At 65.0% G+C, this 25,889-nt stretch carries 22 protein-coding genes and 2 pseudogenes; 13 read left to right on the forward strand and 11 right to left on the reverse strand.

Annotated elements, in window-relative coordinates:
• The first annotated feature begins 11 nt into the window (after positions 1–11).
• The 3 genes from ntrX (at position 12) to hflX (ending at position 3,332) form a co-directional block, all read left to right on the forward strand.
• Positions 12–1,382 (forward strand): nitrogen assimilation response regulator NtrX, encoded by a 1,371-nt coding sequence (gene ntrX / locus H1B27_RS12345; protein ID WP_131868639.1) that lies wholly within the window; start codon positions 12–14, stop codon positions 1,380–1,382.
• 310 nt (positions 1,383–1,692) lie between these two features.
• Positions 1,693–1,941 (forward strand): RNA chaperone Hfq, encoded by a 249-nt coding sequence (gene hfq / locus H1B27_RS12350; protein WP_028179548.1) that lies wholly within the window; start codon positions 1,693–1,695, stop codon positions 1,939–1,941.
• An 11-nt stretch (positions 1,942–1,952) separates the two neighbouring features.
• On the forward strand, positions 1,953–3,332 hold the full coding sequence (gene hflX, locus H1B27_RS12355) for a GTPase HflX (protein WP_197966241.1): 1,380 nt from the start codon (positions 1,953–1,955) through the stop codon (positions 3,330–3,332).
• Positions 3,333–3,542: 210 nt separating this feature from the next.
• On the opposite strand, the gene mazG is transcribed toward hflX, so the two are convergent.
• Entirely contained in the window at positions 3,543–4,394 is an 852-nt protein-coding gene (gene mazG, locus H1B27_RS12360) for a nucleoside triphosphate pyrophosphohydrolase (RefSeq protein WP_197966242.1), read from the reverse strand.
• Positions 4,395–4,519: 125 nt separating this feature from the next.
• Here mazG and queC point away from each other — a divergent pair, with 125 nt between their 5' ends.
• On the forward strand, positions 4,520–5,233 hold the full coding sequence (queC, locus tag H1B27_RS12365; RefSeq protein ID WP_061881584.1) for a 7-cyano-7-deazaguanine synthase QueC: 714 nt from the start codon (positions 4,520–4,522) through the stop codon (positions 5,231–5,233).
• 208 nt (positions 5,234–5,441) lie between these two features.
• Here the strand turns inward: queC and H1B27_RS12370 are convergent, their stop codons facing one another.
• The 3 genes from H1B27_RS12370 to nthA are packed head-to-tail and all read right to left on the reverse strand — an operon-like array spanning position 5,442 to position 7,098.
• Positions 5,442–5,819, reverse strand: coding sequence for a nitrile hydratase accessory protein (locus tag H1B27_RS12370; RefSeq protein WP_061881585.1), 378 nt, complete (start codon positions 5,817–5,819; stop codon positions 5,442–5,444).
• Positions 5,819–6,478, reverse strand: a complete 660-nt coding sequence (gene nthB / locus H1B27_RS12375) for a nitrile hydratase subunit beta (RefSeq protein ID WP_197966243.1) — start codon at positions 6,476–6,478, stop codon at positions 5,819–5,821. The genes H1B27_RS12370 and nthB overlap by 1 nt, the downstream gene beginning before the upstream one ends.
• Positions 6,475–7,098, reverse strand: a complete 624-nt coding sequence (gene nthA / locus H1B27_RS12380; protein ID WP_197966244.1) for a nitrile hydratase subunit alpha — start codon at positions 7,096–7,098, stop codon at positions 6,475–6,477. The genes nthB and nthA overlap by 4 nt, the downstream gene beginning before the upstream one ends.
• 119 nt (positions 7,099–7,217) lie before the next feature.
• Here nthA and H1B27_RS12385 point away from each other — a divergent pair, with 119 nt between their 5' ends.
• The 3 genes from H1B27_RS12385 to H1B27_RS12395 all read left to right on the forward strand — a co-directional run bounded on the left by H1B27_RS12385 (position 7,218) and on the right by H1B27_RS12395 (position 10,064).
• Complete coding sequence (locus tag H1B27_RS12385) at positions 7,218–8,024, forward strand: enoyl-CoA hydratase/isomerase family protein (RefSeq protein ID WP_061881841.1); 807 nt, start codon at positions 7,218–7,220, stop codon at positions 8,022–8,024.
• Positions 8,025–8,266: 242 nt separating this feature from the next.
• Positions 8,267–9,409: a methionine ABC transporter ATP-binding protein gene (locus H1B27_RS12390; RefSeq protein WP_197966245.1), complete on the forward strand. Its 1,143-nt coding sequence runs from the start codon at positions 8,267–8,269 to the stop codon at positions 9,407–9,409.
• Positions 9,399–10,064: a methionine ABC transporter permease gene (locus H1B27_RS12395; protein ID WP_061881587.1), complete on the forward strand. Its 666-nt coding sequence runs from the start codon at positions 9,399–9,401 to the stop codon at positions 10,062–10,064. The genes H1B27_RS12390 and H1B27_RS12395 overlap by 11 nt, the downstream gene beginning before the upstream one ends.
• A gap of 6 nt (positions 10,065–10,070) precedes the next feature.
• On the opposite strand, the gene H1B27_RS12400 is transcribed toward H1B27_RS12395, so the two are convergent.
• Positions 10,071–10,784: a helix-turn-helix domain-containing protein gene (locus tag H1B27_RS12400; protein WP_376708982.1), complete on the reverse strand. Its 714-nt coding sequence runs from the start codon at positions 10,782–10,784 to the stop codon at positions 10,071–10,073.
• 131 nt (positions 10,785–10,915) lie between these two features.
• Here H1B27_RS12400 and H1B27_RS12405 point away from each other — a divergent pair, with 131 nt between their 5' ends.
• Positions 10,916–12,112, forward strand: a complete 1,197-nt coding sequence (locus H1B27_RS12405; RefSeq protein WP_197966246.1) for a serine hydrolase domain-containing protein — start codon at positions 10,916–10,918, stop codon at positions 12,110–12,112.
• Between the two features lie 15 nt (positions 12,113–12,127).
• Positions 12,128–14,119, forward strand: a complete 1,992-nt coding sequence (locus H1B27_RS12410) for a primary-amine oxidase (protein ID WP_197966247.1) — start codon at positions 12,128–12,130, stop codon at positions 14,117–14,119.
• An 8-nt stretch (positions 14,120–14,127) separates the two neighbouring features.
• On the opposite strand, the gene H1B27_RS12415 is transcribed toward H1B27_RS12410, so the two are convergent.
• The 6 genes and pseudogenes from H1B27_RS12415 to H1B27_RS12435 all read right to left on the reverse strand — a co-directional run bounded on the left by H1B27_RS12415 (position 14,128) and on the right by H1B27_RS12435 (position 20,171).
• Positions 14,128–15,579 (reverse strand): aldehyde dehydrogenase, encoded by a 1,452-nt coding sequence (locus H1B27_RS12415; RefSeq protein WP_197966248.1) that lies wholly within the window; start codon positions 15,577–15,579, stop codon positions 14,128–14,130.
• 43 nt (positions 15,580–15,622) lie between these two features.
• Positions 15,623–16,348, reverse strand: coding sequence for an ABC transporter ATP-binding protein (locus H1B27_RS12420; protein WP_197966249.1), 726 nt, complete (start codon positions 16,346–16,348; stop codon positions 15,623–15,625).
• Complete coding sequence (locus tag H1B27_RS40070) at positions 16,341–17,063, reverse strand: ABC transporter ATP-binding protein (protein ID WP_246515397.1); 723 nt, start codon at positions 17,061–17,063, stop codon at positions 16,341–16,343. The genes H1B27_RS12420 and H1B27_RS40070 overlap by 8 nt, the downstream gene beginning before the upstream one ends.
• Positions 17,064–17,165: 102 nt before the next feature.
• Positions 17,166–18,014: pseudogene (locus tag H1B27_RS40075) on the reverse strand (branched-chain amino acid ABC transporter permease); the annotation flags it as partial.
• A complete protein-coding gene (locus H1B27_RS12430) occupies positions 18,011–18,886 on the reverse strand; it encodes a branched-chain amino acid ABC transporter permease (RefSeq protein ID WP_197966250.1) in 876 nt (291 codons plus the stop codon). The gene H1B27_RS12430 and the pseudogene H1B27_RS40075, both read right to left, overlap by 4 nt.
• A gap of 64 nt (positions 18,887–18,950) precedes the next feature.
• On the reverse strand, positions 18,951–20,171 hold the full coding sequence (locus H1B27_RS12435) for an amino acid ABC transporter substrate-binding protein (RefSeq protein WP_197966251.1): 1,221 nt from the start codon (positions 20,169–20,171) through the stop codon (positions 18,951–18,953).
• Between the two features lie 302 nt (positions 20,172–20,473).
• Between H1B27_RS12435 and H1B27_RS12440 the strand changes: the two genes are divergently transcribed.
• The 4 genes and pseudogenes from H1B27_RS12440 to H1B27_RS12455 all read left to right on the forward strand — a co-directional run.
• Positions 20,474–21,298 (forward strand): helix-turn-helix domain-containing protein, encoded by an 825-nt coding sequence (locus tag H1B27_RS12440; protein WP_246515380.1) that lies wholly within the window; start codon positions 20,474–20,476, stop codon positions 21,296–21,298.
• A gap of 590 nt (positions 21,299–21,888) precedes the next feature.
• Complete coding sequence (locus tag H1B27_RS12445) at positions 21,889–23,880, forward strand: TonB-dependent siderophore receptor (RefSeq protein ID WP_197966253.1); 1,992 nt, start codon at positions 21,889–21,891, stop codon at positions 23,878–23,880.
• 59 nt (positions 23,881–23,939) lie between these two features.
• Positions 23,940–25,232, forward strand: a complete 1,293-nt coding sequence (gene fsrB / locus H1B27_RS12450) for a siderophore utilization protein FsrB (RefSeq protein ID WP_197966254.1) — start codon at positions 23,940–23,942, stop codon at positions 25,230–25,232.
• Between the two features lie 38 nt (positions 25,233–25,270).
• Positions 25,271–25,804: pseudogene (locus H1B27_RS12455) on the forward strand (hypothetical protein); the annotation flags it as partial.
• Positions 25,805–25,889: the final 85 nt, after the last annotated feature.

A 25,889-nucleotide genomic window follows, 5' to 3' on the forward strand; every position in this document is an offset into this window, starting at 1 on the left:
AGGCGCGATCCATGGCAAGTGAAATTCTGATTGTCGATGATGAGGCCGATATTCGGGATCTCGTTGCGGGCATTCTCGAAGACGAGGGGTTCGTGACCCGGACCGCACGCGACAGCGATACGGCGCTCGCCGAGATTGCCAATCGGCGGCCGCATCTGGTGTTTCTCGACATCTGGCTGCAAGGCTCCAAGCTCGACGGCTTGCAGCTGCTGGAGCAGGTCAAGAAGGATAATGCCGATCTGCCGGTCGTGATGATCTCCGGCCACGGCAACATCGAGACCGCGGTCGCCGCGATCAAGCGCGGCGCCTACGATTTCATCGAGAAGCCGTTCAAGGCTGACCGGCTGATCCTGGTCGCGACCCGAGCGCTGGAGAACTCGCGACTCAAGCGCGAGGTCAAGGAGCTGAAGCAGCTCGCGCCGAGCGCGAGCCAGCTCGTCGGCCGCTCGCCCAGCATGAACCAGCTGCGCCAGACCATCGAGCGCGCGGCGAAGGCCAACAGCCGCATCCTGATCGTCGGCCCAGCCGGCGCCGGTAAGGAATTGACCGCTCGCACGCTGCATACGGCCTCGGGCCGTGCCGACGGCCCCTTCGTGGTGATCAACGCGGCGGCGATCACGCCCGAGCGCATGGAGCACGAGCTGTTCGGCATCGAGCAGTCCAATGGCGAGCAGCCGCGCAAGCCTGGTGCGCTCGAGGAAGCCCATGGCGGCACGCTGTTCATCGACGAAATCGCCGACATGCCGCGCGAGACCCAGAACAAGATCCTGCGCGTGCTGGTGGAGCAGTCGTTCCAGCGCGTCGGCGGTACCGCCAGGGTGCAGGTCGACGTGCGCATCATCTCCTCGACCGCGCGCAACCTGGAGGAGGAGATCGCGGCCGGCCGTTTCCGCGAGGACCTCTATCACCGGCTCTCGGTGGTGCCGATCCGCGTGCCCGCGCTGTCGGAGCGGCGCGAGGACATTCCGGAATTGATCGACTATTTCATGGAGCAGATTTCCGCCGGCAGCGGCCTTCCCAAGCGCCAGATCGGGCAGGACGCGATGGCGGTGCTGCAATCCCATGTTTGGCCCGGCAATGTGCGTCAGCTCCGCAACAACGTCGAGAGGGTGATGATTCTCGCGGCAGGCGGGCCGGAGGTCATCATCACGGCCGACATGTTGCCGCAGGACGTCGGCTCGATGGTGCCGGCGATGCCGACCAGCAACAATGGCGAGCACATCATGGGCTTGCCGCTGCGTGAGGCGCGCGAAGTGTTCGAGCGCGACTATTTAATTGCGCAGATAAGCCGTTTTTCAGGAAATATTTCTCGTACGGCCGAGTTCGTTGGCATGGAACGTTCGGCGTTGCACCGCAAATTGAAAGCGCTCGGCGTCGGCTAATGCGTTTTCGAGCGGGGTGGAGACCGGTTCGCGTCAAGAAGACGCGTCAAAACAATAGGCCAGCGCGCGACCTTGCGGCCAGGCGTCAGGAATAAGCGAGGAAGATCATCGATTTCCGTAGTTTTCCGGGACAATAGGGCGTGGCCTGCCGCGTGAAGCGGCTTGCCTAATATCCCGACCTGTCCTCTAATCGAACCGCTGTTCCTTCCGAGGGGGATCTCATGAGGGACAGCAACCGGGAGAGGCCCCGAACGTCACAAGAGGGCCGCAACCGGCGCAATAAAAAGAAACTCAAAGCGAGAAAAAAACAATGGCGGCAGACCGCGCACAAAACCTACAGGACACATTCCTTAATCACGTTCGCAAAACCAAGACGCCACTGACGATCTTTCTGGTCAACGGAGTGAAGCTCCAGGGCATCGTGACCTGGTTCGACAATTTCTGTTTGCTGCTGCGGCGCGACGGTCACTCGCAGCTGGTCTACAAGCATGCGATCTCGACCATCATGCCGGGCGCACCCATCCAGTTGTTCGAAGGCGGCGAGGATCAGCCGACTTGAGAGTGATCTGATTGGAACCCCGGAATTTCGACGGGGATGCCGACCGTCCGCGGTCGGCAGGGGCCAATACGGGGCGGGTGCTGGTCATCGGCCCCTATTTGCGGGTGCGTGCAGGGAATGCTGACGCGCAATCGGAAGGCCATGTCCTGCGCAACACCGAGGCCCGGCTCGACGAGGCCGCGGGCCTCGCGCGCGCGATCGATCTCGTCATTGCCGATGCCATCATCGCTCCGGTCAGCCAGATTCGGCCCGCGACCTATATCGGCAAGGGCAAGGTCGAAGAGATCGCAGGGCTGATCAAGAGTCTGGAGGTCGAGCTCGTGGTGATGGATTGCGCGCTGGCGCCGATCCAGCAGCGCAATCTCGAGAAGGAATGGCAGGCCAAGGTGCTCGACCGCACCGGACTCATTCTGGAGATCTTCGGCCGCCGCGCCAAGACCAGGGAGGGCTCGCTCCAGGTCGAGCTTGCGCATCTCAACTACCAGCGCTCGCGCCTGGTGCGCTCATGGACCCATCTCGAACGCCAGCGCGGCGGTTTCGGCTTCATGGGCGGTCCTGGCGAGACGCAGATCGAGGCGGATCGCCGCCTGATTCAGGAGCGCATCTCCAAGCTCGAGAGCGAGCTGAAAAAGGTACAGGCGACGCGGCGCTTGCATCGCGCCGGCCGCCAGCGCGTACCGTATCGCGTCGTCGCGCTGGTTGGCTACACCAATGCCGGCAAATCGACGCTGTTCAACCGCCTGACCCGCGCCGACGTGCAGGCGGCCGACATGCTGTTTGCGACGCTCGACCCCACCTTGCGCGCACTCACTTTGCCGCATGGCGGCAAGGCGATGCTGTCGGACACCGTCGGCTTCATCTCAAATCTGCCGACCCAGCTCGTCGCCGCCTTCCGTGCCACGCTGGAGGAGGTGCTGGAGGCCGACGTCATCCTGCATGTCCGCGACATCTCGCATGAAGACGCCGAGGCGCAGCAGAGCGACGTCGATGCCGTTCTGCGTCAGCTCGGCATCAACCCCGATGATTCCGGCCGCATTATCGAAGTCTGGAACAAGATCGATCGGTACGATGCCGAGCAACGCGAAGAGCTGCTCAACATCGCCGCGCGCAGGCCGGACGATCATCCGGCGATGCTGGTCTCCGCTGTGTCAGGCGAGGGCATCGATGCACTGCTCGCCGCGATCGAGGAACGCCTCGCCGCCAAACGCACCACGCTCGATCTCTCCGTCGACGCCTCGGACGGTGCCGGCATCAGCTGGCTGCATCGTAACGCCGAGGTCCTGTCGAAGGAGCTGCACGACGGCCGCTTCGACATGACCGTGCGGGTGGACGAGACCAAGCGGGATATCGTGGTGAACAGGTTCGACGCCGTGCCGCATCACGCGACGTAGGTCCCGCCTCGTGAGTTGCACCAATTGCGTCCTCAACAGCGATGTCGTCCCGGACAAGCGTAAGCGCAGATCCGGGACCCATAGCCACAGGACGCCGTTTGGCGGAAGGCTCGTGGTTATCAGATTGCCGCTACAACCGCTCCCTGGGGTTATGGGTCCCGGATCTGCGCGCGCTTGAGGCGCGCTTGTCCGGGACGACAGTGAAGTTAGTTAGCCGCGAGCTTGATTCCGCTTCTCTGGTGCTGTCTCCTCACCCTTCGCCGCATTCCACAGCGCGTCCATCTCCGCCAGAAACGCCTGCTCAAGGGTCCGACCCTGCGCCTCCAGCGTCCGCTCGATATAGGCGAAGCGCCGCTCGAATTTCGCATTGGTCACGCGGAGCGCGGCCTCGGGATCGGCATCGACATGGCGGGCGAGATTGACGAGGGCGAACATCAGGTCGCCGGTTTCCTCCGCCAGCTCCTGCTTGTCGTTGCGGTCGAGCGCGGCCTCGATCTCGTCGGCTTCCTCGCGGATCTTTTGCAAGACCGCGCGCGGGTCGTTCCAGTCGAAGCCGACGGTGGAGGCCTTGCGCTGCAGCTCCATGGCCCGGGTGAGCGCGGGTTGGCCGGCCTTGACGCCTGACAGCAGCGATTTATGTGCCGGCGCGTCCTGCGGCGGCCGGCGCGCGGCGCGCTCGGCCTTCTCCTCGGCCTTGATGCGATCCCAGACCTCCTTGACATGGGAGGAGGCGAGATTGCCGTCCTTGTCGGCGAAGACATGGGGATGGCGGCGGATCATCTTGCGGGTGATGGCTTCGACGACGTCACCAAAATCGAACGCGTTCTGCTCGGAAGCCATCTGGGCGTGGTACACGACCTGGAGCAGGAGGTCGCCGAGCTCCTCTCTGAGATCGTCGAGATCGCCGCGGGCGATGGCGTCGACCACCTCATAGGCTTCCTCGATCGTGTAGGGCGCGATCGTCACAAAATCCTGCTCGAGGTCCCAGGGGCAGCCGGTGACCGGCGTGCGCAGCGCCGCCATGATCTCGATCAGACGGGAAATGTCGCGGGAAGGGGTCATTGCGGGGCAGTCTCCTGGGTCCAGAGCCTTATGCCAAAGGCGGGCCGCCGATCCCAGTGCAAGCAGGCGGAACAGGCCGATTTCCACCGATTGGCGGGCACCTCACGCAATGCTAAAGCGCGGGCATGAGTGACGCATTTTCATCCGAGACCGCACTGGTGCTGTTCTCCGGCGGCCAGGATTCCACCACCTGCCTGGCCTGGGCGCTCAGCCGCTTTGCGCGCGTGGAGACACTGGGGTTCGATTACGGCCAGCGCCATGCCATCGAGCTCGCCTGCCGCGACCGCCTGTTCGAGGGTATTAAGGCGCTGCGGGCGGAATGGGCCGCAAAGCTCGGCGAGAGCCATACGCTGTCGATCCCGACGCTGGCGGCCGTGTCCGAGACCGCGCTGACACGCGACGTCGCGATCGCGATGGGGGCCGACGGCCTGCCCAATACGTTCGTGCCCGGCCGTAACCTCGTCTTCCTGACCTTCGCCGCGGCGCTGGCCTATCGACGCGGGATCAGCCACATCGTCGGGGGCATGTGCGAGACCGACTATTCCGGCTATCCCGATTGCCGCGACGAGACCATCCGCGCCATGCAGGCCGCGCTCTCACTCGGCATGGCCAGGAAGTTCGAGCTGCATACGCCCTTGATGTGGATCGACAAGGCCGCGACCTGGAAGCTCGCGCACGATCTCGGCGGCGAGGGGCTGGTCGACCTCATCCGCGAGCAGTCGCACACGTGCTATCTCGGCGAACGCGGCGCGCAGCACGATTGGGGCTACGGCTGCGGCGAGTGCCCCGCCTGCAGTTTGCGCGCGAAGGGGTGGCGGCAGTTCGTGGCGGGGAAGTAGCTCCGCCGCACGGCTCTCGTGCCCCGGACGCAGCGCAGCGCTTCTTCAGCGGTGCGCTGCAGAGCCGAGGCCCATGTTTCCGCACCGCCTCGTGTCGATCTGGATCCCGGCTCGGCGCTGCAACGTTTGCATGTTGCACCTTGTCCGGGACACGAGAGTGAGCTGCGAGGCCTCACCTTGCTTCTTGGCAATGACGGGTGTGGCCGAGCTAGCCAAAATCCTCCGGCCTGAGCTCGATTGGCTTGCCGTGCGGTGTGCGATCGGCGGCGTGGTCCCAGGCGTCGCGGTAGCGGTGCAGCGTTTCCGCGGAGACGACGCCCTTGCGCGCGACGAGGCCTTCCAGCGTCGCCAGCCAGTGCAGATAGTAAGTCTCGCCCGTATCAGGATCGCCCGCCGCTTGCGCGCGCTTGATCTCGTCGGCGAGTGCGGCGGCCCATTCGGGCCAGGTGAACACGCCGCGCTCGTGCAAGGTCAGCGCCATGGCAAAGGCATGCGCCTCCCAAGGGGCGCGGAAGACAGGGCCGTCGTCATCGCGGGGAATGCTCGGTATGGCCGCCGTCGCGGCCGCAGCAAGCGTCGTGCTCATCACGCCGGGTCCAGATAGGGCTCGAATGCGTCGATCGAAACCTTTGTGGTCGGGTCAGCGTCAGGGCCCCAGAGTTCGCGGCCCTCGAAGACCACGGTGTAGAGCCATTGCGGATTCTCGCCGCGCTCCATCGCCGCCGTGTCCGGAAACACGTGACAGCCATGGTTCAGCTCGACCACGCCGACATGGCCGCGCACGTAGCGCGGCAGCCGCGTGTGCGTCGCCGGATGAATATTCTTCGCCCTCACGCGGTCGCCGATGTTGAATTTCGCCGGCGCCGGGGCAGGGCGGTCGAACTTGCCGCGCACCATGATGCGTTCGACGTTCGCGAGATCGAACTTGCCGTGCTTGAGTGCCCTTGCGGGCTGCATCGCATGGCCGGCGGCGACTTCCTCCCTGGTGAGGTAGCCCTTCTCGATCAGCATCTCCTCGAGACCGAGGAACCATTTCTTGTAGTAGGAGCTCGCGAGATAGACGTCCGGCGGCAGCGTCTCGCGGTAGAAGCGCGAGGTGTCGATGTTGAAGGCGCCGGCAGCGCCCATCGCGCGCACCATGGCAAGCACACGCGCTTCCCAATCCGCGTGAAACATCGGCTCGTTGGGCTCGGGCTCGACCTTGCCGAACCCGTCCATGCCGCCCATGTCGTGCACGCCGTTCATGACGGGGCTCCAGGCTTCCGCGGAAAGCCGGTGCCGATCATGGAGTCGCGGGTGACGAGTTCGGCGAGCTGCTCCTCGCTCCAGCCCTCCGTGCCTGCAGGGCGCATCGGCAGCACGAGGAAGCGCGTCTCGGCGGTCGAATCCCACACCCGGATCTCCATGTCCTTGGGCAGGGTGACATCGAAATCGGCGAGCACGCCGCGCGGATCCTTCACGGCGCGGGAGCGGTAGGGCGCGGCCTTGTACCAGACCGGCGGCAGTCCCAGCATTTCCCAGGGGTAGCAGGAGCACAGCGTGCACACGACCATGTTGTGCCGCTCAGGCGTATTCTCGACCACGACGAGATGGTCGCCGACGCGGCTCACATAGCCGAGCGTGCCGATCGCCTTGCTGCCGTCCTCAAGCAGCGCCGTCTTGAACGCCGGATCGGTCCAGGCCTTGGCGACGACGCGCGCGCCATTATGAGGGCCGATCCTGGTCTCATAGGCCTGGATGATGGCATCGAGCGCGGCCGGCTCGACATAGCCTTTTTCGGTCAGGATCGTCTCGAGCGCGCGCACGCGCAGCTCGGTCTCCGACAGCTCGGAATGATCGTGGTGATGGTCGTGATCGTGGCTCATGGCGGCAAAGATATGCGCAATGGCCCAGGCCTGTCGAGTGTTCCTTGCATCGTGATCGGGTCCCATATTCGTGACGACAATTGTGCGCTAACATCGTTGAAAGCAGCGTGGAGATGATGGTGACGGACTACGTGAAGATCGAGAAGGGCCTTGGGCCCGAGGGCCGGATTGCGGTGGTCCGTTTCGACCGCAGCGACGGCATCAACGCACTCTCGCCGGAGGCATTGCGGCAGCTGACTGCGGCGGCGCGCAGTTTCGAGGATGACGCCGCGACGTCGGTCGTCGTGTTGACCGGCAGCTCGGGCGCGTTCAGCGCCGGCTTCGACCTCAAGGATGCGGAGGGACGTTCGCGCAAGGAGATGGATCTCGGCACGCTGCGGCGGCATCTCAAGCTCGGGCCGCGCCTGACGCACGCCTGGCAGGAGATGGAGCAAATCACGATCGGGGCGATCGAGGGCTTTTGCGTCGGCGGCGGGGTGGCCCTCGCCGTCGCGCTCGACTTTCGCATCATGGGCCGCAACGCGCATTTGCGCGTGCCCGAGATCGGGCTCGGCATGAACATGAGCTGGCAGAGCATCCCGCGCATGCTGCATCTGATCGGGCCGGCCCGCACCAAGCAGGCGGTCATATTGGCCGACCAGCGCATCAGCGCGGACGAGGCCTATGAATGGGGCCTGGTGGAACAGGTGACCGACCCCGGCCATGCCTTCGATGCGGCCATGGAGCTTGCCCGCAAGGTCGCCGCGCAGCCGCCGCTCTCGGTCGCTATGACCAAGCTGACCGTCAACCGGCTCGCGCACGCGCTTGACGATCTCGCCAGCCACATGGATGTCGATCAGTTCGCGCTCGCCAGCCTGAGCGAGGATCACAAGGAGGGCGTCGAAGCATTCCTGGCCCGCCGAAAGCCACGCTTCAGGGGCCTGTAGATCGGGCGCGACGGGCCGATGATCCCGTCCGAAGATGAATTTTCTTCGCACGTGACGGATTGGGAAAACTTCGTCCAACTCCTCGCAAATATCTGACATTGCAACGAAGACTGGAAACGGCGATGGTGCGTGCTGCGGTGCAGCGCGCTTCAGCCGGCCGGCATCGCAATTCCATCCCCGTCGCTCCCTGCGACCTGATTCCCGTACGTCCATGAGCGGCGCGGGCAAGCGAACTATTGTGCATGAAGGCCGTCTCCATGAACGCCTACCAATCGCTCGCAATCGGACAGCCGATCGAAAGGCTTGAAGCGATTCCTCCTGCCGTGGACGCGATGGTCCGTTTCGAGGGCATCTCAAAAACCTATCCGGCCTATCGCGGCAAGCCCGGTGTCAACGCGCTGCAGAATATCGACTTTGCGATTCCGCGCGGTTCCATTACCGGCGTGATCGGCCGCTCCGGCGCGGGCAAGTCCAGCCTGGTTCGGCTGATCAACGGCCTGGAGAAGCCGTCCACGGGCCGCGTGATCGTCGACGGCAGTGACATCTCGGCGCTGACCGGCCGCGCGCTGCGGTTGGCCCAGCGGTCGATCGGCATGATCTTCCAGCACTTCAACCTGCTGTCGTCGCGCACCGCGGCCGACAACATCGCGCTGCCGCTCGAGATCGCCGGCTGGGCCAAGGCCGACATCAAGGCCCGCGTGACGGAGCTGCTCGCGCTCGTCGGCATCGCCGACAAGCACGACCGCTATCCGTCGGAACTCTCCGGCGGACAGAAGCAGCGGGTCGGCATTGCCCGCGCGCTGGCGACGCGGCCGAGCGTGCTTTTGTCGGACGAGGCGACCTCGGCGCTCGATCCCCAGACCACGCGCGCGATCCTCGATCTGCTCGCGAACATCAACCGCGAGCTTGGCGTGACCATCGTGCTGATCACCCACGAAATGTCCGTGGTGCGCCAACTCGCCAAGGAGGTCGTCGTGCTCGACGCCGGACACGTCGTCGAGAGCGGCCATGTCGCCGACATCTTCACCCATCCCAAGCATCCCATCACACAGTCCTTCCTGGCCGAGGTGATCGGCGACAGCCTGCCAGTGTCGCTGGCGAGCCGGATCGTGCCGGGGCCATCGGCCGGCGGCCACGCCGTGATCCGCATCGAGGTGCGTGGGGCAGGGGCCGGCGACACGCTGGTGGCGCGGCTCGCGCGCGAACTCGGCCGCGACGTGTCGCTGCTGTCGGCGCGCATCGACGAGATCGGCGGCCAGCATGTCGGCTCGCTCGTTCTCGGCATTCCTCTCGGTGTTTCCGGTGGCGCGGACGCGGTGACGCGGACGCTGGCCTTTCTGTCTCGACATCAATTCCCGGCGGAGCATCTCGGCTATGTCGCCTGAACTCATCAACCTGATCATCCAGGCGACCTTCGAGAGCCTGTACATGGTCGGCATCGCCGCGATGCTCGGCACCGCCTTCGGTCTGCCGCTCGGCGTCTTCCTCGCGACCAGCCGCAAAGGCGAGTTGTTCGCGGCACCCATCGTCAATCGCGTGCTCGGCATCGTCGTCAACGCGACGCGTTCCACGCCGTTCATCATTCTCGTCGTCGCCATCATCCCGTTCACACGCCTCATTGCCGGCACCTCGATCGGATCGAGCGCCGCGATCGTGCCGCTGACGATTGCATCAACGCCGTTCATCGCGCGCCTGGTCGAAGCCGCGATCCGCGAGGTCGACGGCGGCCTGATCGAGACTGCGTCCTCGTTCGGAGCCTCGCCGCTCCAGATCGTGTTCAAGGTGCTGATCCCCGAGGCGCTGCCCGGCCTGTTGCTGGCGCTGACGCTCGCCGTGGTCAGCCTGCTCGGCTATTCCGCGATGGTGGGCGCGGTCGGCGGCGGAGGGCTTGGCGATCTCGGCATCCGCTACGGCTACCAGCGCTTCATGCCGGAGATGATGCTGGCCGTCGTCGTCGTGCTGATCGCACTGGTCCAGCTCGTCCAGAGCGCCGGCGACTATCTGGCGCGCCGGGTCAATCGCCGGCTGCGGCATCGCTGAACCGGATCACGCGGCACGCCTCGCGCGCCGCAGCGTCTCCGAGGGCAGCTCGGCGAAGTGGCGCTTGTAGTCGAGCGAGAACTGGCTGAAGTGCCAGAAGCCGTGCTGCACGGCGACGTCGTAGATGGATGTCCCAGCGCCGCCGGCGCGTTTCAGATCGCGCCGTACGCGGTTCAGCCGCATCGCGCGCCAATAGTGCATCGGGCTCGTGCCCAAAACCGCCTGGAAGCAATAGCCGAGCTTGCGCGGACTGGCGCCGACCGCCTTGCAGACCTCCAGCAGCGACAGCGAATGGTTGCCGTTGCCGTGCATCAGCTCACGCGCGCGATCGACAGTACGCTTGCGTGCGTTTGCGCTGCGGCCGGGATCGGTGGGGCGTGCGGTCGGTAGCATGTCCATGATCTCGACGAGGAGGGCGTCTTCGAGCGCCTGCCGGACGGCCGGATCTTCAAACCGTTCGGGCGCGGTCGCGATGGCCTCGTGAATGGCCTCAAGATGGGCTCGCAATCGTGCGACCGGCGCCCGCGCCACCTCGATCACGCCGGCGCTGATCTGGTCGTAACGCAGCCGCCAGCGGCCGAGCGCGGCGCAGTGCTCGTCAACATCCGTACTGCTCGCCTCAAGCAGGCCGGCAGCCGAGTCCTGAATCGGAGGAATTACGCTCAAGGCCATGATAATGCGTCGAAATTTGCAAGCCAAAATCAGCAATAAACGTGCCAAGACTGACACACCGGACGGCCGCGTCCAGCAAAATATTGCCGGATATCGATAACGCTCGACAGCGCCGCAGTGCAGATTTTCCTTCCAGCCGTTCCGACATCGCAGTCGGGATGGCCTTGCGGAGGATCGAGATGCGACCGACCGACGTCATGCGCGGCAGCCCACCCGCGCCCGAGGCCCAGGTGACGCGTGCCAATTGGCGCAGCTATCCCGCAATACGCTGGGGCTTTACCCACACCCGGGAAGTGCTGCCGACCGCAGAAGTCCGCCGCTCGACGCATCCGACGCGGATGCAAACGGCACCGCGCGAATTGTCAAAGCTCGGCTTCAAAGCGCCGGACGGCCAGCCGACGACGATCGAGGCCACACTGCGTGAGACATTTGGCGATGCACTGCTGGTCATGCATCGGGGCACGCTGATCCATGAATGGTATGGCGACGGCATGAGCGCGACAACGCCGCATCTGATCTGCTCGATCAGCAAGTCGATTGCCGGCATGCTCGGCGGCGTGCTGGTCGCGCGCGGGCTGCTCGATCCGGAGGCGAGGGTGGTGCGTTACGTGCCGGAGTTGGAGAATTCCGTCTACGGCAGCTGCACGGTCCGCAACGTGCTCGACATGGCCGTCGCCATCAAGTTCGATGAAGATTACGAGGACCCTGCCGGCGACGTCGCGCGCTACCGCTTCTCCTCGGGCTGGGATGTCCCACCCCCAGGTGTCGAGCCGAGTCATCAGCGCGCCTATCTCGCCACGCTGCGCGGCACCGGCAAGCCGCACGGCAAGGTGTTCCACTATGTCTCAACCAACACCGAGGTTCTCGGCTGGGTGTATGAGCGCGCCTGTGGCATGCCTTACCCTCGCATCCTCTCCGAATATCTCTGGCAGCCGATGGGCGCGGAGGAGGACGGCTCCCTGACGCTCGACAGCCACGGCATGGGCCGCATCGCCGGCGGCCTGTCCGTCACTGCCCGCGATCTCATCCGCTTCGGCGAGATGATCCGCTGCCGCGGCGTGGTCGAGGGACGGCAGGTGGTGCCGGGCTGGTGGATCGACGACATCCACGAGAACGGCGATCCCAAGGCCTGGGCCGACGGCGACCTCGCCGATATCTTCCCGGGCGCGCGCTACCGCAGCAAATGGTACACGATCGATCCTTCGCGGTACGATCTCGCCGCGATCGGCATCCACGGCCAGTGGCTCTACATCGACGCGGCTTCCGACACCGTCATCGTCAAGCTCGCGACGCAGCCGAAGGCGATGGACGTTCCGCTTGACCATCGCTGGCTCGCCGCCTTCCGCGCCATCACCGCACATCTCGCCCCGCACTGACTTCCGGACATCATCATGCTCGATCCCGCCCAGGCACGATCGCCCGCCCATGCCGCCACGGCGCATCCACTCGATCCTCTGACGACCGAGGAGATCACGGCGGCCTGCACGCTGGTGCGTGCGGCCGCAAGCTCGCCGGAGCACTGCCGCTTCCCGACGGTACGGCTGGAAGAGCCGACCAAGCAGGAGCTGGCCGCGGGCGGAGCAGGGCGCCGCGCCTTCGTGCTGACACTTGACATCGCCACCGGCGAAGCCATCGAGCATATCGTCGATCTTGGCCGCGGCGAGATCGTCGATCGGAAGCTCCTCCCCAACCGCGACATGCCCTATGGGCAGCCACCGGTGATGCTGGAAGAGTTCTTCAAATGCGAGGCCGTGGTGAAGGCCGACCCCGGCTGGCGTGCGGCGATGCAGCGGCGCGGGCTCAGCGATAAGGACATCGAGCTCGTTCAGGTCGACCCGTTCTCTTCGGGCTTCTTCGACAAGGAGTTCGAGCGCGGTGCACGCATCGTACGCGCCGTCAGCTATTTCCGCGAGCATCTCCAGGACAACGGCTATGCCCATCCGATCGAGGGCGTGGTCGCTGTCGTTGACCTCATCGGCGGCAAGGTCATCGACCTCACGGATGAAGATCCGATCGTGCCGATACCGCGCAAGAAGCGGAACTACGGCGCGCACGAGGTCGCAGAACCGCGCACGGACATCAAGCCCCTGCACATCGAGCAGCCCCAGGGCCCGAGCTTTCGCGTCGACGGCTGGAAGGTTGATTGGCAAAAATGGAGCTTTCGCGTCGGCTTCACGCCACGCGAGGGCCTCGTGCTGCATCAGCTCGCCTACCAGGACGGCGCGCGAAAACGGTCGCTGATCCACCGCGCCAGCGTCACTGAGATGGTAGTGCCTTATGCCGACCCGACCGCGAACCATTTCTGGAAGTCGGCGTTCGATGCCGGCGAATATGGCCTCGGCATGCTCGCGAACGCACTCGAACTTGGTTGCGACTGCCTCGGCAACATCCACTATTTCGACGTGCCGGCGGCCGACAACAAGGGCGAGCCCTTCGTCATGCAGAACGCCATCTGCATGCATGAAGAAGATTATGGAATCGCCTGGAAACACTACGAATTTCGCAACGGTCTGTTCGAGGTCCGCCGGTCCCGGCGGCTCGTGATCTCGTTCTTCGCGACCGTCGGCAACTACGACTACGGCTTCTACTGGTACCTCTACCAGGACGGCACGATCCAGTTGGAGACCAAGCTCACCGGCATCATCCAGACCGCGGCGGTGCCGCCTGGCGAGACTTACAAATGGGGCGGCATGGTCGATGACCAGCTGGGTGGACCGACGCATCAGCACTTCTTCAATGTGCGCCTGCATATGGATCTCGACGGCGGCGGCAATACCGTCACAGAGCACGACTTCGTGCCGCGGCCCTGGGGCCATGACAATCCGCACGGCAACGTGTTCGACACCACCACGCGCGTCCTGTCGCGTGAGCGTGACGCAGCGGCGATCGCCAACGGCGAGACCGGCCGCTTCTGGAAGATCAGCAATCCGAACGAGACCAACTCGGTCGGCAATGCTCCCGCCTACAAGCTCGTGGTCAATCCGAGCCCGCTGATGCTGGCGCAAGAGGGCAGCTATGTGCGCAGCCGCGGGGGCTTCGCGACAAAGCATGTCTGGGTGACGGCATTCGACGCGAGCGAAAAATATGCCAGCGGCGACTATCCCAATGTCCACGCCGGCGGCGACGGCCTGCCGCGCTATATCGCGCAGAACCGCAACATCGAGAATAGCGACATCGTGGTCTGGCACTCCTTCGGCCACACCCATGTCTGCAAACCCGAGGACTTTCCGATCATGCCGGTCGAATATGCCGGCTTCCTGCTGAAGCCGGTTGGCTTCTTCGCCGCCAATGCCGCCGGAGACATTCCGCCCGACCGCAACAGCCGCAGCGTACTGTCCGGCACCGGGAAGGATGCCGGCAGCTCGTGCTGCCAAGAGAAATAGTCGTCCGGTCAGAACGGATAATGCCGTGGCCCGGTCTGCACGGTGATCCAGCGCAGCTCGGTGAATTCGTCGATCGCCGCCTTGCCACCAAAGCGCCCGTAGCCCGATGCCTTGGTGCCGCCGAACGGCATCTGCGGTTCGTCGTGCACGGTCGGAGCATTGACGTGGCAGATGCCGGCCTCGATCCGCTTGGCAACAGCGAGGGCGCGCGCAATGTCGCGACCGAACACCGCGGACGAGAGGCCATATTCCGTGTCGTTGGCGACCCGCACGGCCTCGTCGATCCCGCTGACGCGGACGACGGTCACGACCGGACCAAAGCTCTCCTCGCCGTAGATGCGCATCGCCGGCGTGACGTGATCGACGATGGTGGCCGGCATGATGGTGCCGCTCCCGTGTCCGCCCGCCGCGAGCACCGCTCCCTTGGAGACGGCATCGTCGATCAGGCCCCTGACGCGATCGCAAGCAGCAGCACTGACGAGCGAGCCGAGCACGACATTTGCCTTGCTTGGATCGCCGAAAGGAAGCCCCTTTGCCTTGGCGGCGAATTTGGCGATGAAGGCGTCGGCGACCTTGTCGTCGACGACGATCCGCTCCGTGGACATGCAGATCTGACCCTGGTTCATGAAGGCGCCGAAGGCAGCCGCGTTCACGGCTGCATCCAAATCGGCGTCGTCGAGGATGACGAGCGGGGCCTTGCCGCCGAGCTCCAGCAGCGCGCGCTTCAGATGTCTGGCGCAAGCCAGCGCAATGAGGCGGCCGACCCGGGTCGAGCCGGTGAAGTTGACGCGGCGGATGGCAGGGTGAGCGATCAGTGCCTCGACGACGGCCTGCGCGTCCTCGGGCGCGTTGGTCACGACATTGACGACGCCGTCACCGAGACCAGCCTCGGAGAGGCAGCTTCCGATCAGGCGGTGCACGCCGGGGCTCATCTCGGAGGCCTTCAGCACCACGGTGTTCCCGCAGGCGAGCGGCATGGCGACTGAGCGTACGCCGAGGATGACCGGCGCGTTCCAGGGCGCAATGCCGAGCACCACACCGACCGGCTGGCGAAACGCCATGGCGAGATTGTCGGGCTTGTCGGTCGGAATGACCTCGCCGGAAATCTGCGTCGTCATTGCCGCGGCTTCGCGGAGCATGCCCTCTGCAAGATGCACGTTGAAGCCGGCCCAGGCCGCGGTGGCACCGGTCTCGGCCACCATCAGCGCGGTGAACTCCGCTGCCCGGCGCGCGAGGATGTCGGCGGCAGCGCTGAGCCGCTTGCGGCGCTCGGAGGGACCGAGCTGCGACCAAGCCGGAAAAGCCGCGGCCGCCGCGTCGGCAGCGCGCATCGCATCGTCGATCGAGGCCGCCGCCACGATGGATGCGATCTCGCCGGAAATCGGGTTGTGACGCTGGAAGGTGCGCTGATTGCTGGCCGACTGGTCCTTGCCGCCGATGAGAAGGTCGATTGCGTTCATGGAACTCTCCATGGGTTTCCGGGTGATATGGGTTGCTAGGTGACTATCTTGATGCAGCGCGCGCCTTGCCCAGATAGGCGCGCTGAATCTCGGGATCGTTCTTCATCGCGCTGGCCGGTCCGCTGCCGGCGTTGCGGCCGGACTCGATCAGGTAGACCCGATCGGCGAGATCGAGGCTTGCCCGGGCATTCTGCTCAACCAGCAGCACGCCGACGCCACCGGCGCGTATCTGCGTCAGCGCGCGAAAGACCTCGCGGCTGAGCAGGGGAGACAGCCCGAGCGAAGGCTCGTCGAGCAGAAGGAGACGCGGGTTCGACATCAAGGCGCGGCCGATCGCGACCATCTGCTGCTCGCCGCCGCTCATGGTGCGGACGGCCTGGGGCAGGCGCTCGGCCAAGCGCGGGAACAATTCCAGGGTTTTCGCGAGCCGGTCCGCTTCGCCCGCGCGCGCGCGGGCCGGATAGGCGCCAAGCTGCAAGTTCTCGGCAACGGTCAGGTCACCAAACACGCCGCGTCCCTCCGGCACCAGGGCGATGCCGCGCTCCACAATGAGATGAGCCGGCAACTCGCCGATGTTTTCCCCCTCGAACCGGATGGTCGCCCCGAGGGCGGGCTTGATCAGACCGGCGATGCTCTTGAGCAAGGTCGACTTGCCGGCACCATTGGCACCGAGGATCGCGACGATCTCGCCCTGGGCGATGCCGAGCGTGACATCGGCCAGCGCCTGATGCTTGCCGTAGAAATGGGAGAGGGCGGCGACTTCAAGCATCGTCGTCTCCGAGATAGGCCGCGACGACCTTCGGATCGGCCAGCACCTCGTCCGGCGCGCCGCGCGCGATCACGCGGCCGGCGTTCATGACGATGCAATGGCCGCAGAGCGCGCGGATCGCATCCATGACATGCTCGACCATGATGATGGTCAGGCCGCGCTCGCGCAGTTTCGCGATCAGGGCGATGCCCGTTTCGAGCTCGCTCGGATTGAGGCCCGCCAGCCATTCGTCGAGCAGCACGAGGCGAGGCCGAAGCGCCAGCGCACGGGCAAGCTCCAGCCGCTTCTGGTCGATATAGGTCAATTCGCGCGCGAGCGTTTCATGCATGGTGCCGAGCCCGACCAGGTCGAGCAGCTCGCGTCCCGTCGTGTCGGAACCGTCCGACGTGGAGAACAGCCGCGCTGCCGCTACGTTCTCGGCGACGGTCAGGTCCGGCATCACACGCACCAGCTGGAACGTGCGCGCGAGGCCCAGGCGCGCAATCTGGTATGCCCGCAAACCGGTGAGGACGGTGCCACTGAACCGGATCGTGCCCGATGAGGGCTTCAAGGCGCCGGACAGCGTATTCAGCAGCGTCGTCTTGCCCGAGCCGTTCGGGCCGATGATGCCGATGATCTCGCCGGCTGCGACCGTGAAGCTGACGCCATCGACCGCGCGCAATCCGCTGAATGACTTGCTGACGCCTTCGACTGCGAGAAGCGGTGCCTTGTTCATCGTGCGCGCGAACGCTGCGGCGGGAGAACCCACCGGAATCCGCCAGCGCCCGGTCCTGAACAAGCCGATCACGCCATTCGGCAGCGCCAAGACGATGAGCACGAAGATGACGCCGAGCACGATGCTGAAATGGTTGGGCAGGGTCGCGGTCAGCACCTCGAACAGCAAGACCAGCGGAACGACGCCCAGCACAGGCCCGAACAGCGAGCCTGCGCCGCCCAGCAACGCCATGATCACGACCTGGAACGAGATCGTCGGATTGAAGGCGATCGCGGGATCGATATACGTCCAGCGCGGCGCCATCACCGCGCCGGTCATCGCCATGAATGTCGCGCTCAGAACGAAGACGCCGAGCTTGACCCGCGTGGCGTCGATGCCGGAATGGCTGGCCGCGGTTTCATCGGCGCCGATGGCGCGTAGCGCCAGCCCGTAGCGCGACCGCCCGAGCAGCCAGCCCACGAGAAAGACGAGCGCGGTCAGGCCAAGGAGCTGCCAGTACAGGATGTCCTATGTCACCGCGCTGAACAGGTAGCGGCCGACCGACTTGTGGATGTTGACCTCGTACCAGATCACAAGTTGCCGGATGAGCTCGGCGAGGCCGAACGAGAAGATCACGAAATAGATGCCGGACAGGCGGAGGGTGGAAAGCCCGGTGATGGCGGCGGTCAGCGCGCCGAGGCCGGCGGCGGCCAGCACCACGACGGGCCAGGGCATCGTCTCCCCAAGGGCGGCGGCCGTGTAGGCGCCGAGGCCGAAGAAGGCGACCGTCGCAAGCGAGACGTAGCGGGTGGGGCCTGAGAACATCGCCCAGGCGGTCGCCAGGATCGTGAAATAGAGAACACTGATGCCGAGCGCGAGATAATAGCCGTCGGCATAGAGCGGATAGGCGGCGATGGCCGCGGCCGCGACGAGGCCGGCGCACCACAGCGACGTCCGGACCAGCCCCGTCACGACGCTGCTCTCCCGAACAGGCCGGTCGGCTTGATCAGCAGCACGCCGAGAAACAACGCATAGGTCGCAGCCAGCGTCAGGCCCGGATCGACCAGCCGGGCCACGGCGGTCTCGACCACGCCGAGCAGCAACCCCGCGACCAGCGCGCCCATGACGTTGCCGACGCCGCCCATGATGACGACGACCAGCGCCTTCATGGTGAAGACCACGCCCATGGCCGCATTGAAGGTGAGAAACATGCTGACGAGCACGCCACCGACGGCGACAAGGCCGCCGCCGAAGGCGAACGCAAGCCCCGACAAGGCCGCCACGTCGATCCCGACGAGGCGCGCCGCATTGGCGTCCACCGCGATGGCGCGGACCGCTGTGCCGATCCGCGTGCGGGTCAGGGCAAGATACACGGCGCCACCGACCATGGTTGCGAACAGCAGCGCGACCAGGCGGTTAACCGCAAGGGTCGATCCCATGATCGTCAGCGGAATGGAGAGATAGCTATAGCTGTAGTACTGGCCGCCGAAGGCGACCAGCATGGCGCCCTGGATCACGAACAACACGCCGAAAGTGACGAGGATGCTGTCGATCTCCTGCGCGCCCCGGTCCTTGCCCCGCTGCATCAGCCGTTCCAGCAGGAAGCGATAGAGCAGCCAGTTCAGCACCATCGCGACCGGCACGGCCAGCAGCAGCGCCGCGAGCGGACTGAGACCCAGGCCTGTGTACAGCGAAAGTGCGCCAAAGGCGGCCGCGACCAGCGACTCGCCGTAGGACAGATTCATGATCCGCGCCACGCCGTATTGGAGCGTCAGCCCCAGCGCGATCAGCGCATACATGCCACCGAGTACCAGACCCGGCAGGACGATGTCGACAAGCAGCATGAGACGGCGTCCCCTCGGATCGAACGGCCGGCAGGCCTCGTGAAGCAAGGCCTGCCTGCCGGACTCACTGCCATTGCGCCTTGGGTACGACCGGCGTGCGTGCGCCCGGGAGCGAGGTTGGGGCGAGGCCGTAGAACTCGCCGTTTTGCCATTGGCCGACGCTCCACACCTCCTGGAGCAGCCCGTCCTTCAGCTTGACCTTGCCGATGATGGTGTCGAACGTGCCCCCGCGGATTTCCGCCGCGACCGCGGCGCGATCGAGCTTGCCGACCTTCTCGATGGCCTGCTGCAGCACCTGCAGGCTCGCATAGGTGATCGAACTCGCCCAGCGATCGGGCTCCTTGCCGGTCGCGGCCTTGTGGCGCGCGAGATAGTCCTTGAGCTGCGGCGAGTCCGCGTTCCAGCCGCCAATCCCCATCACGCCGTCGCTGTTGGCGGCGAACTTGCCCTTGTAGAGCGGAAAGGCAGTACCGACGCCTACGTAGAAGATCTTCGGGTTGAACTTCAGCAGCTGGGCCTGTTCGGTCAGCGCAATCGTGTCAGGCGGATAGCTGAAGGCGATGAAGGCATCGGGCTTGGCGGCGATCGCATCGTTGAGCAAGGGCTGAAGGTCCTGCGACCCCATTGGATAGGTCTTGTCGTAGGCCAGGGTGAAGCCCGCCTTCTTGAAAGCCTCGCGGGCGGCCGTGGAGAGCTCGATGCCGAACTGGTCGGCGACGCTCACCATCGCGATGGTGCCGCCGATCTTGCTCTCGCGCTTGAGCCTGCCAAGCAGCTCGGCGAGCGCATCGGAGATCTGCGCCGAGGTGCCGAGCCAGAACGTCGCGTTCGACCAGCGCTTGGCCAGCTCCGGGGCCTTGTCGGTCACGGAGGTGACCGCGAGGTGCGGATAGCCGAGGCGGTTCAACGTCGGCCCCACGGCGAGATTGAGGCCAGTGCCCCAGGGCGGAAGAATGAAATCGACCTTGTCCTGGTTGGCGAGGCGCTCGATCGCCTTGACCGCTTCTTCCGAACTGCTGCGATCGTCGTACTCAACGACCTCGATCGGCAGCTTCTTGTCGCCGAGCTTGATGCCGCCCGCGCCGTTCACGTCCTTCACCCACAGCTCGTAGTTCGGCAGGGTGGTGATGCCGGCGCCGCCGGCATAGGGCCCGGTTTTGGAGATCGCATAGCCGATCCGGATCTTCTCCTGCGCATCGGCTGCGGACGTAAAGGTCCCCAGCGCCGTGGCGAAAGCCATCAGGCCAGTGACGCGCAGCAACGTTCGACGGTTCGCCGAAAACATGTCGATCCTCCCTCGTGTTCACTCAAGCGATTGTTCGCAACAATGAAAGTGGTCGCTTCCTCATCGTCCTGATTTCTTCGGCGCCGCTTGGAAGCCGGCCGCGATCGGGACTTGACCTAGCAAGCACTGTCGGTTTTGTTCGCACAATGGACAAATCCGGGGAAAGACTGGACGTTTCCGGTCGCATCGGTCAGGTGCGTCGAGCGGTCGCGGGCGTCCATCCGGTCGCAATCGCCGCACCGGCGGTATCGGCACCGGTCGGCGCCGCGTTGATCGGATCGCACTATGTTGCGAGACGCTGGATGCTTGGGTCTAAGGCGGCGCGGCCGTTCATCCATTTGCTTTGCCTTCATCGCGGCTCCGCTGCCGAGATCCGCCAGGCCGGTCAGGTGATCGCATTGACCGGGCCCGCTCTGATCTGGTTGCCGGCGGGCTCGGCCGAGTATTTGGAGATATCCGCCGGGGCGACTGCCGAGCTCTTGCAATTGCGCTCCGGCGTATGGCACCGCTTCCTGCCGCCATCGGCGGAGCCGGCCTATCTGGCCCTCGAAAGCGCCGCGGGCATCATGACATTGCCGGTCGAGCCCGAACTCGTGACGACGATGTCGCGTTCGATCGGAGCCATCGCAACCGAGATCGCATTGCCGACGCGCAGCGGTGCAGGGTCGATCATGTCGGCCGAGCTCACGCTGTGCGTGTTGCGCTTCTGGCGTCTCTTCGCCGGCAACAACGATCAGGATGACCAGGGCAGCAATGCGGACGTCTTGAGCCGCTTCCGCCGACTGCTCGAGGAGCGATATCACCAGCATCTGCGCGTCAGCGACTACGCCAATCTGCTCGGCATAACGGCGGACCGCCTGCACTCGCTGTGCAGTCGCGAACTCCAGCGATCGCCAAGCGAGTTGATCCAGCAGCGTGTCGTCAAGGAAGCCGCGGCGCGGCTGGAGGCCGGCACGGCCGCCGTCAAGCAGGTCGCGTTCGCGCTCGGCTTCAAGGACACTGCCTATTTCAGCCGCTTCTTCCGCAAGCACACCGGCGAGGCGCCCGGCATGTGGCGGCGACGCGTTGCTGCACGCGTGAGGGCGGGGCGATCAAGGCCAACGCTGAATTTCGCCGATTGGCCATGAGCCGCGATCGGTCGGCAGGAATTTGATCCCGATAGCACCGCTGACAGACACAGCACGCGTCGCCACAGAAACACTCCGAAATCAATCAGGTCAGATCGGGACGAAGGTTGCCCAGGGAAGGCAGGCAACGTCAGCCTGCCGATGAGCGCATTGGTCGCGCATGCTGCGCACACGTCTGGAGAAATTCTAACGTTGTTCCTATCGCACTCCCAAACCGCCTGAGTTAGGGCGGGGCATCAAGAACAAAACCGGCGAAGCCGGCAGTGCGTGGGACTTTACGAGACGTGACAGACTTCCAGTTTCCTTTGCGTTCCGACACGCGTCGTCAACTGATTCAGGTACTTTTCTTCGGTGCGGTCAGCACACTTGCTCTCACCGTGCCGTTCGGTTCCGCGCGAGCGCAGGCGCAGATTCCCGCTGTTACCGTGGAAGCGCCGGCAGAGCGCGCCCGTTCGGCGGCAATTGCTTCGCCGCGAAGGGCGGCGGCAACTCGCACCGGACGCGCCAGTCGTCGCGCTCCGGCGCAGCAGGCCACCCCGACTCAGTCGGCATCATCGAACGGCGCCACGGGCGAACGCGCCAATGGACCGGTGCGTGGTTTCGTCGCGACAAGGAGCGGCACCGCCACCAAGACCGATACGCCCTTGATCGAGACGCCACAGTCGGTGTCCGTCATCACGACCGATCAGATCAGGAACCAGGGCGCGGTCTCGATCGGCGAGGCCCTGCGCTACACCGCCGGCGTCAGCGGTGACGTCAATGGCGGCTCGGACACCCGCTTCGGCGGACTCCAGATCCGCGGCTTCGACATGACCATGCCGGGCCTCTACGTCGACGGCTTGCGGATTCCGTCCAGCAACTACGTGCATTTCAACGGCCTCGATCCCTATGGCGCCGAGCGCATCGAGGTGCTCAAGGGCCCGTCCTCCGCCATGTACGGCGGCAGCGGCACTGGCGGCATCCTTAACTACGTGACCAAGCTGCCGACCGCGCAGCAGTTCGGCGAGGTTTCGATCTCTGGCGGCAGCTTCAACCGCTATCAGGGCCAGTTCGACATGGGCGGCCCCGCCAACAAGGAGGGCACGGTGCTGTGGCGTCTCACCGGCGTGGTTCGCGACGGCGAGACCCAGGTCGACTTCAGCAAGGACAATCGCGTCTTCATCGCGCCCGCCGTCACCTTCAAGCCGAACGAGGACACCACCATCACCTTGCTCGCCAACTATCAGCGCGATCGAGCAGGGTGGGGTCTCCAGTTCCTGCCGGCCTCGGGTACGGTGTGGCCGAACAACGGCCGCACCATTCCGGTCTCGTTCTTCGCGGGCGTGCCGAGCTTCGACGCATTCAACACCGAGATCGCGACCGTCGGCTACCAGTTGGCGCACAACTTCACCGACAACATCACGTTCCGCCAGAACCTGCGCTACGCCTATCAGCACAACGAGGAGAAGGTGTTTTACGGCGGCGGCTATACCGACGAAGCCGCAGGGCAGCTCGCGCGCTATGGCAGCTACAGCAACTCCTACATCAACTCCTTTGCGGTGGACAATCAGCTCCAGGGCAAGTTCAACACCGGCATTTTCAGCCACACCACGCTGGTCGGCGTCGACTACCGCAACACGTCCTTCCGCGACACCGCTTATGGCGTGACGACCTCGTCTCCGACGATCAATGTTTTCAACCCGGTGTATAGCTACGACTATGCTGTGGACGGCGTGCCGAGCGACAAGACTGGCGTCAAGCAGTCGCAGGTCGGCCTCTATGCGCAGGATCAGATCAAGCTTGGCCGGCTCTCGTTCCAGCTCGGCGGCCGTCAGGATTTCGTGACGACGCAGGTCGATAGCGGCATCGCCAACACGACGGTCGCGAAGGACGCTTCGGCCTTCACCGGGCGAGCAGCCGTCATGTACAATTTCGACAATGGCATCGCGCCCTATTTCAGCTACTCGGAATCGTTCCTGCCGCTGCTCGCGACCGGCTTTGGCGGACAGATGCTCAATCCCGAGACCGGCGTCCAGTACGAGGTCGGCGTCAAGTACCAGCCGATCGGCTGGAACGCGCTGTTTACCTTCGCCGCCTTCGACCTGACGCGCGACAACCTCGCGGTGTATGTGCCTGCAGCCACCTTTTACGAACAAATCGGGCAGGTGAAATCGCGCGGCATTGAGCTCGAAGGCACGATGTCGCTCGCCGACGGCTGGAACCTGCGCGCCGCCTATGCCTATGTCGATGCCATGGTCACGCAGGATCCGGTGAATGTCGGCAAGGCGCCGGTCACGGTGCCGCTCAACCGCGCTTCGTTGTGGAGCGACTATACGCTGCAGAACGGGCCGCTCGCGGGCTTGCAGTTCGGCGGCGGAATCCGCTATGTCGGCGCGACCTGGGGCGATGAGGCCAACACCTTCAAGGTGGGTGCCTCGACCGTGCTGGACGCGCTGCTGGCCTACACCCATGACAATTGGCGGCTGTCGCTGAACGTGACCAACGTTGCCGACACGCGCTACGTCGCTGCGTGCTACAGCCTGGCGGGATGCTTCTATGCCGAGGGGCGCAAGGCGATCGGCAAGCTGACCTATCGCTGGTGAATTCGAACGGAAGACGGTCTGGCACCGGGGGCCGGACCGCTGGATGAGAGTGGAAGACGATGAGAGCGATATTCGGCAGGCTGCATCGCTGGGCGGGATTGCTCACGGCCGGATTCCTGTTCTTCTCCGGCATCACCGGCGCGATCATCTCCTGGGATCACGAGATCGACGACGTCCTGAACAGCCATCTGTTCGACGTCTCGACGAAGGGCCCGGCCATTCCCTCGATCGAGCTCGCCAAGATGATCGAGCAGCGCGATCCCCGTGCGCGCGTCGTCTACCTCTTCATGACGCCGGAAGAGGGCCACTCGCTGTGGTTCTTCGTCATGCCGCGGATCGATCCCGCGACCGGCAAGCGTTACCCGCTCGACTATAATCAGGTCTTCCTCGATCCCAACACCGGTGCCGAGCTTGGCCGGCGCTACTGGGGCGCAGTCTGGCCCGTGACGCGGGAGAACTTCGTCTCGTTCCTCTACAAGCTGCACTACACGATGCACATCCCGGAATTCTGGGGCAGCGACCGCTGGGGCATGCGCGTGCTCGGCATCATCGCCATCATCTGGACCATCGATTGCTTCGTCGGCTTCTATCTGACGCTGCCCTCGCGGCGGCGTGCCAAGGCGGCGCGGGCGCCTGAAGTCAAGCGCCAGCTCGAGCGCGGCTTCTGGGCGCGCTGGGCGCCGGCCTGGACCATCAAGACGTCGGGCAGCGCCTACCGGATCAATTTCGACATCCACCGCGCCTTCAGCCTGTGGACCTGGGGCGTGCTGTTCATCATCGCCTTCACGGCGTTCTCGCTGAACCTCTATTTCGAGGTGTTCTCGCCGCTGATGAAGATGGTGTCGAACTATACGCCGACGCCCTATGAGCAGCGGCCCTATCGTGATCTCGACGATCCCATCGAGCCCAAGGTGACGTTCGCCGACATCGCCGCGCGCGCGGCGGCCGACGGCAAGGCGCGCGGGTGGACGATCCCGGTCGGCTCGATCAATTACGGCCCGGCCCATGGCGTCTATGCCGCCGCCTTCTTCCACCCCGGCGACGACCACGGCGCAGGCGGCGTCGGCCCGGCACAGCTCTATTACGACAGCGAGGACGGCCGCCCAATCGGCGAGCGACTGCCCTGGGTCGGCACCGCCGCCGACATCTTCGTGCAGGCGCAATTCCCGCTGCATTCGGGCCGCATCGTCGGGCTGTTCGGCCGCATCCTGATCTCGATCATGGGCCTCGTGGTGGCGGCACTGTCGGTCACCGGCGTCGTGATCTGGTGGCGCAAGCGCCGCGCCCGCGTCCGCGTGCGTGAGACCGCTGCGATACGCCTGAACCGGCAGCAACTGACACCGGCAGAGTAGGGCTCCCGCACGCCGCCGACGGATGAAGCTTCCCGCACGGGCTCGGCTTCGCCTCCGAGGGCGACAAGATGCAGGCCGTGGTGACCACGACCGGGCTGCTCAAGCACTGGCTGCACGAGCACCGCGAGGACGGCATGCCGCAGGAGAGAGATGCCGCGTTCAAGTCGGACCGCTTCTATCATTACGCCATCCAGGACGCGGCCTTCGCCAAATATGCCGAGCTGCCGGTCACCAAGCCCGCATCCGCCAGCACCGCGGTCGCCGTGCTGGGCGTGCGCGGCAATGGCGGCCTCAAGGGACCACCGCATGAAATCGATGTCGTCGCCATCAAGGACGACAAGGTCTTCTTCATCGCCACATCGGACGCCGTGAAGACGGCTGAAATCCCGGCCTGCGAGAAGCTCTGGAAGCAGATGATGGCCAAGAAGACCCCGCAGGACGCCATGGCCCGTGAAGACCAGGCGATGGACGCCTCTACCGAGTGCTTTGCCAAGGAAGCGCCAAGCCAGAGCTGGTTCGCAGCCGCCGTCAAGAAGGCGCAGAGCCAGCTGGATCTGCTGCCGCTGCGCTAGGCGCCGCAGCTCGAGCGTCTGGCGTACCCTCCGCCCGGACCTTCACGGGCAGGGCGGCCAGCTCAGCCACTGTGGGTGGGCCGGC

The organism is Bradyrhizobium diversitatis (assembly GCF_016031635.1).
Taxonomy (GTDB): domain Bacteria; phylum Pseudomonadota; class Alphaproteobacteria; order Rhizobiales; family Xanthobacteraceae; genus Bradyrhizobium; species Bradyrhizobium diversitatis.